The sequence below is a fragment of the Methylobacterium sp. WL6 genome, assembly GCF_008040095.1.
GTDB lineage: Bacteria > Pseudomonadota > Alphaproteobacteria > Rhizobiales > Beijerinckiaceae > Methylobacterium.
Genome location: NZ_VRVH01000404.1, coordinates 1 through 3285, shown reverse-complemented (window position 1 = coordinate 3285; position 3285 = coordinate 1). Strand labels below are relative to the sequence as shown.

At 74.1% G+C, this 3285-nt stretch carries 4 protein-coding genes; 1 reads left to right on the top strand and 3 read right to left on the bottom strand.

Annotated features, from left to right (window positions below; genetic code table 11):
* Positions 1-1192 (bottom strand): ATP-binding protein (locus FV230_RS26325; protein ID WP_281408335.1); only part of this gene is annotated, 1192 nt, incomplete at its 3' end.
* A 160-nt stretch (positions 1193-1352) separates the two neighbouring features.
* Between FV230_RS26325 and FV230_RS26320 the strand changes: the two genes are divergently transcribed.
* Positions 1353-2219, top strand: coding sequence for a sialate O-acetylesterase (locus tag FV230_RS26320; RefSeq protein ID WP_187275633.1), 867 nt, complete (start codon positions 1353-1355; stop codon positions 2217-2219).
* Position 2220: 1 nt separating this feature from the next.
* Here the strand turns inward: FV230_RS26320 and FV230_RS26315 are convergent, their stop codons facing one another.
* Both FV230_RS26315 and FV230_RS30040 read right to left on the bottom strand, forming a co-directional pair.
* On the bottom strand, positions 2221-2847 hold the full coding sequence (locus FV230_RS26315) for a DUF4194 domain-containing protein (protein WP_147844481.1): 627 nt from the start codon (positions 2845-2847) through the stop codon (positions 2221-2223).
* On the bottom strand, positions 2840-3285 hold a 446-nt coding region (locus tag FV230_RS30040; protein ID WP_246695012.1), incomplete at its 5' end, for a Wadjet anti-phage system protein JetA family protein. The genes FV230_RS26315 and FV230_RS30040, both read right to left, overlap by 8 nt.

The following is a 3285-nucleotide window of genomic DNA, read 5'->3' as shown; positions in this document are numbered from 1 at the left end:
CCTCGGCGAGCCGCGCGGCCTGCGGCGCCACCTGGCGCAGCACCGGCGCGACCGCCTGGAGCTTGCCCATCTGCCCGACGAGGCCGACGAGGTCGGCGACCCGGGCCGCCAGGTCCCGCCGGTCGCGCTCCAGCATCGACAGGCCGATGGTCGAGGCGGCCAGGCGCCCGTCCGTGGCGCCGCCGACGACGAGGGCCTTCTTCTCGGCGATCTCCCCGTCGATGTCGCGCACGAAGCCGCGGCTCGTGGCGACGCTCTCGCGGGCGATCCGCAGCGGCTCGGCGCCGGCGCGGAGCTTGGCCCGCACCGCCACGAGATCGTGGCAGCGGCGGCGCAGCTCGGCGCTGGCCGCCCGGGCCTCGTGGATGCCGGAGGCGAGCACCGCGTCGGCCCAGGATTCGTAGCGCCCGGCGAGACGCTTCAGCCGCGCGAGCTTGACCTCCAGCTCCTCGATCGTCTCCAGCAGCCGGCGCCAATTCTCGACCGATTGCCGGACGCGGGCGACGTCGAGCGGCTCGGGGTCGAGGACGAAGCTGCGCACGAAGGCGCTCGAATCGAAGATCGGCTTGAACGCGACCGCGTTCGAGAAGGTGCGCAGGAAGTGGCGCGGGTCCGGCGCCGGCGCACCCTCGCGCAGGGTCGCCAGCACTTCCGCCGTGAAGCGCTCGCCGGAGGAGCGGAACTCCTCGAAGCGCTCGGCCCGCAGCCGCAGGTCCTTGGCGATCTCGGTCCACGGCGCGGTGAAGCTGCCCTCGGCATTGGTGCGCAGGTAGTCGCCGATCTCGAAGCGGTGCCCGGTGGCGATGAAGCGGGAGAGCACCTCCTCCTTCTGGTCGGTCGCCCGCGCGGCGAGCGCCAGCCCGAAGGAGACCGTGCGCCCGCTCTCGGCGTTCTCGAACACCAGGGCGATGACGGTCTCGCAGGCCTCGCGCGTCGGGCGCCCGCCCTCGGCCGGGTCGCTGATCCAGCCGAGGCAGTAGTCGCGCACGGTGCGTGCGCTGCGGCCCGAGGCCGAGGCGTTCAGCGCCAGCCGGCTGGCGTTGTTGCCGGCCAGCACGGTGCCGACCGCATCGAAGATCGTCGACTTGCCGGCCCCCGTCGGCCCGACGAGCGCCGCCGCGCCCCGAATCCGAATCTGCTCGCGCCGGATGAGGTACCAGTTCGAAAGGGCGATGTCGGTGAGGCGGTACACCGGGGGCGGGTCCGATCCGGGTGAGGCGGGGGCGCCCAGTTGGCCAACCGCGCGGGCAGACGCAAGGGCGCGCAGAGCACGGACGGCGGCGGCGCCACGGGTTTTCGGTGTAGAGCGGGGCCGGAAGCCCCTCGATCCCGGGGGCGCGGGCACGGCAGCCATGATCTTGAGAACGCAGCGCACGGGTTCTCGCCGGGCAAGGAGGCTCGGCGTTTCGGCCCTCGTCGGCCTCGCGCTGGCGTCGCCCGCGACGGCGGGGGTCTGCAGGCCGACCGATCGGGGGCGGGGCACCGACGTGGTGCTGCTCGCCGGGCAGTCGAACATGGTCGGGTTCGGCCTGGGCTTCGACGCCGCGCTCGACGGGACGCCCGATCCGCGCATCGGGCAGTGGAGCCAGGCCGGCGGCCGTGGCCGGATCGTGGCCGCGATCGATCCGCTCCTGCATCCGGGGGCCGCCGCGGGGCGGGTCGGCCTCGGCTTGAGCTTCGCCCGCGCCTACATCGCCGTGCGGCCGCCGGGCCGCCGGATCCTGCTCGTGCCCGCGGCCGTCGGCGGCACCGGCTTCGCCAACGGCCGCTGGAACCCCGGCGACGACCTGTTCGAGGCCGCGGTGAAGCGCACCAGCGCGGCGCTCGCCGCCGCGCCGAACGCCTGCCTCGCCGCGATCCTCTGGCACCAGGGCGAGGCCGACGTCGGCGCGCTGTCCGGCTCGGACTACGCCGCGCGGCTCACGCGCACCGTCGCCGCGTTCCGCGCCCGCATCGGCGGCGCGTGGAACGCGCCGTTCGTGACGGGGGGCTTCGAGCCGGAATGGGTGAAGCCGACGCCCGCGCAGACCGCGATCCTCGACGCGCTCGCGCACCTCGCCGACACGGTGCCGCGGACGGTCGACGTCTCGGCCGACGGGCTGACCGGAAACCCCGGCGACAAGATCCATTTCGACGCGGCCTCGCAGCGCATCCTCGGTCGGCGCTATTTCGAGGCTTTGCGCACGCTGCTGCCCGCGCCACGGGCGGCGAAGCCCTGACTCAGCCCTCGGCCGCCTCGGACCACGCCCGCAGGCGGTCGAGCCACGCGTCCGAGGCGAGCACCAGGATGCCGGGCAGCACGCTCACCGGGGTGACGCGCTCAGCCCTGTCGCGCTCGCCGAGCCGCAGGCCGCCGCGGCGGGCGATCAGGCGCAGGATCTCGATCAGCCGCGTCTCCTCGGGCGGATCGCTGCGGGCGGCGGTGCGGATGCGCTCGGTGACGTCGTCGGTGGTGCACTCGACGAGCCCGTCGGTGGAGACGCGGTGATCGCGCAAGCCTTCCTCGTAGATCAGGCGGAGCGCCAGCAGCACCAGGGTCTCGTCCTTGCGCAGGCGCTCGGCGACGATGTCGTGACGCGGGCCGTCCTGGGCCAGCGTGAGCGAGACCATCTGATCGCGGTGCGACACGGTCAGCGCGTAGCCGAGGCAGGCGAAGTAGTCGGTGAAGAATGGGGCGTAGTGGCGCGCGAGCTCGTAGCTGCGGCCGATGCCGGGGGTGTTCGCGTAGATCACCTGGCCCTTCAGCAGCACCGCGAGCGCGCGGGTCAGCTCCTCCACGTCGGGCGCGCGGGCGCCGGGCGGGGGCGGCTCCTCGCCGTCGACGATGGTGCGGAACGGCTCAAGCATGCCGGTCGCCCGAGATGCGGCGGATGACGAAGTCCGGGCAGTCGAGCCAGCCGTTCGCGAGCCGGCCCTCCACGCGGGCGATCGTGTAGCGCGTGCCGAGCGCGCCCTCGAACAGCACGTCGATCTCGCGCAGGCGCTGGAACACGACGAAGGCGTCGACGTCGGCGACCGCGATCGCCGAGCCGCGCATGGTGCCGTCGGGCCCGAGGTGGCGGTCGAGGAAGGCGGTCATCGTCTCCGCCGTCACGGTGGTGCGCCGGCGATAGGCCGCCTTCGCCTCGACGAAGGCCTCGATCGCGGGATCGATCTCGAAATCCGGCAGCGCCTCGGTCTCGATCGGGACTTTTCGCCCGCGCGGGATCGCGAGGTGCGGCGTCCCGATCGGCGGGCGCAGCAGCGAGATCGCCGGTGCCACGTCCGGTGCGGCCGCCGCGGCGC